The organism is Bradyrhizobium sp. Leo78, assembly GCF_059512425.1.
On the sequence record NZ_JCAMOT010000099.1, the window covers coordinates 1 to 7,170 of the forward strand.

Here is a 7,170-nt window from a genome sequence, read left to right on the forward strand (position 1 = left end):
CACGCGCCCGCGCCCTCACGCTCGGTGCAACCGCATCGCTCTTGCGCGGACGCCCCAACGGCCGCAGCGCCTCCGCCTCGCCGTCGAGGATAAAGCGCTGCGGTTCAGGCGGCGCGCGGCCTCGACGATCCAGGGATAGCGATCGGTCCAATCTGCGCCGTTGCGCGTCAACAGCCGCACGCGATCAAGCTCGCGCACCACGCGCAGGCGAAACCCATCGAACTTGATTCATGAATCCATTGCGGCCCCGCCGGCACCGCCTTGGCGGTCGTCGGGATCCCAAACTCGAATGCTTTGGCCATGGCAAGACATGCATTTGCCGGCGAATTGCGAATCAGTCCCACACCAGGCAGCAACTTGCGCGCTATGTAAGCCAATAGTCTTAGACCGTTGCGTGTGAGTAGAACATAATGTAGCCCTGGCTAGGGGGCTTCTATGAGCATACTTCACGAAATCCAGGCGGCGATCCTTCAGGATAATCCGGACCTGGGCACGATCTTATTGAAATTGCGGTTCTTGGCGTCGCGACTTGGAAGTGAACCGCTAGAGGATTGGGTGAAATTCGAAGCGGAAGGATATCCGCGCGATGCGGACGTTCCCAAATATCGAGTGGCAGGGCTGTCGTACAGCGGCAGTTGGTCCGGTGCTTTTGGTTCTGGCATCAATAACGCACCAATCCCGTCATACCTGAGAAACATGCAGGCAAGGACTGGACCCAACATAAGGTCAGGGAAAGCATCGCCAGTGTTCAGGAGTGGGCCGCCAGCGGAAAGACCCTGGGAATCAACGCTTCGAACCTGATCCTCTTGCTGCAGGGCAAAGTTTACGAGGACTTTGCCTGCAATTCAGTCACTGCCGAAATGTCGCCAGTCGCCCCACGAGAGATCGTGCAGGCCGTTCGGGCTCGGATACTCGAACTGACTATCGAGCTTGAAAAGCGTGTGCCTGACGCTGTTGAAGTTACGTTGGAGAAAGGGATCAGCAGCAAGACGCCAGAGAGCGCGGCAACCGTCACGCAGATTTTCAATCAAACCGTCTACGGGAACGTCACGCATGTGACGGCAACTGCTGGCGCTCAAGTGACCCTTGCGATCACGGCCGGCGACACTGTTTCGATGGTGAGTGAGCTTGCAAAGGCGGGATTGCCGGACGACGCAGCCAAGGAAATCACCGATATCGTTTCGTCGGAGGAACCGGAGAATGCGGAGAAGCCCCTTGGCCCTAGGGCGCTCGCGTGGATCAAAAAGAACGCACCGAAGGCGGCGTCCGGGGCTTGGAAGATCGGCTCCGCAGTAGCGACCGATTTGCTCAAAGAGGCGGCGCTGAAATACTACGGACTAAAGTGAGGCCGCGACTCGACAGACCTATGAAACGGCCGATTCCGCAGAATTTTAGCAACGAGGAGCTGGCAATCCGATTTGCTTTCGACGCCTTGTCTTACGTGGAAGCCGCGAGGTTGCTGGAGCAGGACAACCACTTTTCCCCTCGCTACCATCTATTCTGCCACGCCATCGAACTCCTGCTGAAATCGTTCATCCTCCCGAGCGGCGGCGACCAATCGGAGTTGTTCGGCCGGCGAGGCCTCGGCCACGAGCTGTCGAAAGCACTCGCCCGCGCCAAGCAACTCGGCTTTGTGGCAGCCGGCAGCGAGCTAGAAATGATGGTGGACTGGCTCGATCCCTATCATGCCGGTCTCCACTTCCGGTACGCCAAGAGCGCCTCGCAAACTGTGCCTGACCCGGATGAACTGGCATCGATTCTCGAAAAAACACATGCTCAGATCGAGCCGGTCGCCCGTGCCGCCTGGCTAAAGGCCAACCCACCGCCCGCCGAAACCCGCCAGGAGCCCCGCCCATGAGCCAGGCTCCCCGAACCCGGCCGAGGCCGTGCGCTACGCCCGCCAGCTCGCGCGATCGAGGCCTCGCGGCGCTCGCGCCAAGGCGCGACGGCCACCTCCCCCCAACCGGCCTTTTCTTCAGGAACATGTTCGCTTTGCGGGAGTCGGTTGATTCTGCTCGTCCAGCCGATCCGGCGGGGGCCCTGGCGCGCCGAGTTCATAGTGCGCAAACTCGTTATAACCACAATCGAAGGAGCCGAGCCATGCTCTCACGTCGTTCCCTCGTTTTTGCAGTGGTTGCCGCAAGCACAGCCTTCGCGGGCCCTGGCTTTCGCCGTCGAGACCCGACCGTTCGATGCTGACTCCTTCGCGGCGGCGCAGGAGGCAGGCAGGCCGATCTTAGTTGCGATCCATGCGTCCTGGTGTCCGGACTGCCAGAAGCAGAAACCGATCCTGAGCGAATTGACGGCACAGCCCGAGTTCAAAGACCTCATCTACTTCACTGTCGACTTCGACAATCAGCAGGACGCGGTGAAGTTTTTTGGCGCTGGTAGGCCTTCCACGCTGATCGCGTTCATAGGCAAGACTGAAACCGGCCGCTTGGTAGCCGACACTGAGCGTTCCGCTATCGCCGCGCTTTTAGCTAAGACGCACCCGGCCAATCGGGGGTAGCGATCAGTCCGCCCGGTCAAGGCGGCCGTGATGCCGCCGATCTCAGCGTCGACGAGACGCGCGGTCGCCGAGGATGAACTGGCGCAGGCGATCGACGCGCTTGAGGCGCTGGCCGAGCAGGCCCTGGCGGCGCGGCGCGAGTCCCGGACACGTAAATGAGAGCGCGTGCACACTCTCCGGGGACAGAGTATAGCATTACAACACCATGCAGCTTAAGGAGCGGGACGCCGTTCCCCCACGTTTTCAGGCATTAAAGCCTGCTCCCGCCCGCCCCAAAGAAAAACCCGGCACTGAGGCCGGGTTATATGTTCGACATAATTTCGCCAGCGCGAGGCCGGCGGATTTGAATTCATCCGACTCTTAGATTTTCGGCGGACGTCTTGCCCCTGTTGGTCATTTCTTCGTAGCTCACCTTGGTCCCCTCATTGAGACCGCTCAGCCCCGCTTTTTCTACGGCCGAGATGTGGACGAAGACATCCTTGCCGCCCTTGTCAGGTTGAATAAATCCGTAACCTTTGGTTGCATTGAACCACTTCACAATACCTGTCGCCACGCCGGCACTCCGTTTTTGAACAATGGAGGTATTCTATGGTGGCCGGATGGGCCGCGGCAAGAAAAACCAACCTGCACCCTGCCCCTTGCAGTTCAGGCCATCAACGCCCCGGCCGAGCTGTCTTTCTCCGGCTCTGGGCCTCGTATTCTCCGCCCGAGGAACGAGTTCTTCTTGCCCCTTCGGCACGGCTGGCGAGGCCACGCGGAACAGTCCATTTGTAGCAACGTTGAACGGTCGCACACAGGATCCACGTGTGTAGTGCCAAAAGGCAGCTCGGTCCGGATTTGTCCCCTGGGCCGGGCTGCTACTGTGTGGGCCATTTCACAAGACGTCCGGCAGCGTCTTGCTATCATCCTTGGTGCTGGCATTTTTTGGGTAGCCGGCCGCGTCAAAATCAATGGAGCATCAATCAGTTCGTGCGCGGCAGCTACTGCATGGAGCACAACAAGTCCGGCCTGCTCTCCCTGGACATGCCGGCTTTCCAGGAAGGCGAGACACAGCTAGTCGAGACCATCAGCCGAGGACTGTGGAGTGACTAGGTTCTCCACACCCCACGACGCCCTGTAGCTTGATCGCGTTCCGGATTGATAATTTGCAAGGCGGATTTTGCGGCGCTTTCATAGGCCATGCCTTGGCGCCGCAAACCCAATCCCCGTCTCCGCTACTGGTCTGACGGCAGTCCGTCTGACGCTCGAGCCGCTGGTTTCAAGACGATCCTGGTTTACTGCGTCGGCCCGCCCGATCGCGATCCCCGTCCCCGCTGCTGGCACCATGCCAAGGTGCCGCTCGATAGACTTCCGGATTGGGACTGGTACGATATCTGCGCCCACCTGAAGTGCAGTTGTTGCGGCTCCGTGGGATGGGGGTTGATCCCCGGCCGAACTGGTCGGAAGTCATCCATTACAACAAAGGCATTGCTGGATGAGCAAGCAGTCCCGCAACGAGCAAAGAAAGTTGATAGCTACATTTTGTAGCGATGTCGGCACTGCTGTTATCTCCGCCGGGGTGCTCGCTCCGATTGCTGCGCTGGTTTTCAGGACCGAACAGTCAACCTTAAGCGTTACCACACTTTACGTGCTGGTAGTTTCAGCGTTCGGCTTCGGTCTGTGCTGTCATGCAATAGGCAGGCTATTTTTGTTGAGCTATGAGCCATGAGCACTCTCGAAAGTATCGCCATCTCGGCACCCGCTGTGGTTTTTCTCACACTCGCCGTTTACGCGGTGTTTTCATACTACCGATTGGAAAAAGCTAAGACTGCCGAAGAAGCCCCCCCTGAACCGACGACCACGAGTGCCCCCAACGAAATCAGAATGCCTGACGACATCAGAAGGAGCCTAGAGAGGTTCAGCGAGGCGCTTAGACGGGCTCTCGAAGATACTAAACACGAGCGCTGACTTGCCGTGCAAATCGAATGCCCTAGAAAGCTCGAGAGAGGCCAATCACCTCTGTCGTCAACATCGGCCGGCGGTCTGTAAGGCCATTGCTTTTGTTCGCCCGCTGGGGTTGAATCGGCTTAGGGGGCAAGTCATGTATTATATTGACAGAACGGGCCGGCGCGATAACTTGCTCAAGATCGTGCTGCGCGGCGTCGACAAGGAAGACAAGGCTGCGGCCTAGTCGAGGGGCAAACAAATAGCGGACCAACGATGTTTGCGCGCATCGGCTTCCTGCGAGCGCTCAACGGTCGCCACCCGCCGGTGCTAGCGCCGCGCTGCAAGCGCGTGAAAGCTTACAGGGTTATCTCGGTGCGTCCTTGATCACGGGCTCACTGCCGTAGCCGCCTTCGTTCCCGTGCCGCGATGATCTCAGACAGCGCCACGATAGCGGCCCATATGCCCAAACCCGCTACGCCCATAATGAAGAATGTCGCTTCGTTCATCGGACAAGACCCATCTGGCCCCGGATGCGAACGTTGAGCAGGGTTTTTGGTTCCTACAGTTCCCCAATGCCGCATCCGCCAAATTGGCGATTTGGTTATGCGGCCTTTCAAATCCATCACGATGATGGATTTGCTTATGCCGCCACAACGCCGCGCGCAATTCGGCCGCGCACTTCAGTCTTCCGGACGACGGCATCTCGCCCTCAGCATCGAACGGCTGCGCACGCGTCGTGGTTCGCCTGGTGCATTTTATCTAGGGATGCACAAAAATCCGCCCATGCGTTGCGCTGTTGCTCCTCGCGTCCACCAGCGCGGCGTCGCCACGGGTGTTTCGCCCTTGGAGAGTTCGCATGGGGCGGATTGCCCGCCAAGTAAGGCTTGCCCAAATGCTTTTCGGTTCCGCACTCGAATAGGTTCCTCGTTCCTCCGAAGGCGTCGCGATCGGAGATTAGGAACGAAAGCTCCCGCCGCGATTTTAGAAGCCACGCGACCGCCGCTCGCCGTTAAAACTACACGGCGCATGTCGCGGATAGCCAAAGGTCACAAAGACCCGCTGTTTCAGAACAAGCGCTTGCGCAGATAGCCAAAGGCGGCGGTCTCCATTTCAGAATTGCCAGCGGTGCCGTTTCTGCTGCGAGCTTCGCTATGCGCAACCGCATTGACATAGACCACAAACACAGCCTCGCTATTGTTCGAGAGATCGGCGAGAGATTGCGGGCGTCGCTAAAACCAGAGCCGGAATTGCCAGCGAGCGTTAGAACGCAAATCAACAGGCTCCGCGCATTGGAAGAGCAGTCACCATCTATCATTCCAGCGGCTGGGCATTGGGGCAAGCCGCGCCGGTAAGCGGCGATGGGGCAGCACAGACGGCTCGGCGAAACAGGGACGCGCAGTGTCATCGGCTAAGCTTCGTGCGTCAAAAATTTTGAATGAAGTTCGGTGAGGCACAAGCCGAACTGATCGGCATTGCCGTCGTCCTTACCAACGGAAAGGCCGGTACGATCGAGAACGTGTGGCTGGATGAGTTGCACGGGCTTCGGATTTCGATCAAAGGGCATGATGGCAAATGGCCGGTCTCAACCATCAGTTCCCGGAGGACTAGTTCCTTGCATCCGGCCCCGCGGCCACAGCGCGCGTCTTTTCATAACATTCCGATCAGGATGAAGACGCCGACCTCGATCAGAAACGTCGTCGACATGATGGCGACGGTCAGGAACACGTCGCCCTCTCAGAGAGGGTTCATGCTGCCTCGCATCTCGCGAAGCCCCCGCGAAATGCACATGGGTTAGAAAGGTTTCGGTTCCAAACACGGGAGATGCGAGCGGCGCTGGCCTATCGCATTTCGAGTTCTTTGATGGCCAGAGCCGAAATTTTCGAGGGGTCTTCGACACCTGATTGCGCGATCTTGATGATCTTTTTTGCGATCATTTCCGTTAGAGGGTCGTCGCGATCCTTGACGCACAGGGTATGCAATGCGCGCTCGTAAGCCGCTGCGATGCGGCCGATCTCCTCCGGCTTCACCCCCGAGTTTTGCAATAGTCGATAAATGGCCAAGTCTCACCGCCCAAGCCCATGCCGGTGAGCAAGGAAACCATAGTACAGGAACCCTGTACACGGTCGGAGAACTACGGGCGCTTGGCTGCCCCGGCCGTAGTCTTTCCTCACCCGGCCGCTATGGCTACTGCTTCTGTTCGCGCGCAGCAGTGCCGCTCTCGTCCTTGCTGGAAAGAGACAAGTCCTCGACCCGCTCGTTGAGGTTGGCGGCCTTCTCCACCAATGCGGCCGCCAGGTTGAGGTCGGAAGTCGATTTTGCAAAGCGGAGCAGCGTCGCTGCCGCTTTGCGAGTATACTTGCCTCTCACGATCCAATGTCCGCGCTTTTCACAGCACGCTCATGACGCGTGACAAGGCCATTCGTTCCACAGCAACTCCTAACTTGGAACGATCGGGCCGGGCGGCCGTTCGCCCTCTGCGTCTGTTGGGACGCCTGTAGCAGAAAGCGGCCCTTGCTCCTCTCTCCGAGGCAGGGGCCGCTTTCCATTTGGAGTGCCTGGATGTAGAGCCCCGTTACGGCCCCTCCGTCAGAGCGCCCGCTGCCATGGCGCAGCCGTGAAAGCCGAATACCGTCCTGGATGGCCATTCTGACAGGCCCGCCCGATAGCGACGCACTAGACAGCCTCTATGATCGGCACGCAGGCCGTGAGCCGGATTTTTCCGGCATCGGTAAACC

At 58.9% G+C, this 7,170-nt stretch carries 8 protein-coding genes and 2 pseudogenes; 6 read left to right on the forward strand and 4 right to left on the reverse strand.

The genetic code is table 11. The features are described from left to right. Positions 1 to 15: 15 nt before the first annotated feature. Positions 16 to 201, reverse strand: a complete 186-nt coding sequence (locus AC5ZG1_RS43005) for a hypothetical protein (RefSeq protein ID WP_496136438.1) — start codon at positions 199 to 201, stop codon at positions 16 to 18. A gap of 234 nt (positions 202 to 435) precedes the next feature. Between AC5ZG1_RS43005 and AC5ZG1_RS43010 the strand changes: the two are divergent. The 4 genes and pseudogenes from AC5ZG1_RS43010 to AC5ZG1_RS43025 all read left to right on the forward strand — a co-directional run bounded on the left by AC5ZG1_RS43010 (position 436) and on the right by AC5ZG1_RS43025 (position 2,668). Then, positions 436 to 1,346, forward strand: a pseudogene (locus AC5ZG1_RS43010) (AbiTii domain-containing protein). Between the two features lie 20 nt (positions 1,347 to 1,366). Next, entirely contained in the window at positions 1,367 to 1,858 is a 492-nt protein-coding gene (locus AC5ZG1_RS43015; protein WP_496136439.1) for a hypothetical protein, read from the forward strand. Between the two features lie 201 nt (positions 1,859 to 2,059). After that, positions 2,060 to 2,509 (forward strand): thioredoxin family protein, encoded by a 450-nt coding sequence (locus AC5ZG1_RS43020; RefSeq protein WP_496136440.1) that lies wholly within the window; start codon positions 2,060 to 2,062, stop codon positions 2,507 to 2,509. Between the two features lie 30 nt (positions 2,510 to 2,539). Beyond that, positions 2,540 to 2,668: a hypothetical protein gene (locus tag AC5ZG1_RS43025; protein WP_496136441.1), complete on the forward strand. Its 129-nt coding sequence runs from the start codon at positions 2,540 to 2,542 to the stop codon at positions 2,666 to 2,668. 190 nt (positions 2,669 to 2,858) lie between these two features. Here the strand turns inward: AC5ZG1_RS43025 and AC5ZG1_RS43030 are convergent, their stop codons facing one another. Next, positions 2,859 to 3,062, reverse strand: coding sequence for a cold-shock protein (locus AC5ZG1_RS43030; protein WP_028165752.1), 204 nt, complete (start codon positions 3,060 to 3,062; stop codon positions 2,859 to 2,861). Positions 3,063 to 3,983: 921 nt separating this feature from the next. Between AC5ZG1_RS43030 and AC5ZG1_RS43035 the strand changes: the two genes are divergently transcribed. Both AC5ZG1_RS43035 and AC5ZG1_RS43040 read left to right on the forward strand, forming a co-directional pair. Next, on the forward strand, positions 3,984 to 4,217 hold the full coding sequence (locus tag AC5ZG1_RS43035; protein ID WP_496136442.1) for a hypothetical protein: 234 nt from the start codon (positions 3,984 to 3,986) through the stop codon (positions 4,215 to 4,217). A 1,616-nt stretch (positions 4,218 to 5,833) separates the two neighbouring features. Further along, positions 5,834 to 6,026 (forward strand): annotated as a pseudogene (locus AC5ZG1_RS43040) (PRC-barrel domain containing protein); the annotation flags it as partial. 247 nt (positions 6,027 to 6,273) lie between these two features. Here the strand turns inward: AC5ZG1_RS43040 and AC5ZG1_RS43045 are convergent. Together AC5ZG1_RS43045 and AC5ZG1_RS43050 are read right to left on the reverse strand one after the other, a co-directional pair. Further along, entirely contained in the window at positions 6,274 to 6,495 is a 222-nt protein-coding gene (locus AC5ZG1_RS43045) for a hypothetical protein (RefSeq protein ID WP_496136443.1), read from the reverse strand. Positions 6,496 to 6,619: 124 nt separating this feature from the next. Next, positions 6,620 to 6,802 carry a hypothetical protein gene (locus AC5ZG1_RS43050; RefSeq protein ID WP_496136444.1) on the reverse strand — a complete coding sequence of 61 codons (183 nt, stop codon included), beginning with the start codon at positions 6,800 to 6,802 and terminating at the stop codon, positions 6,620 to 6,622. Between the last annotated feature and the right edge of the window lie 368 nt (positions 6,803 to 7,170).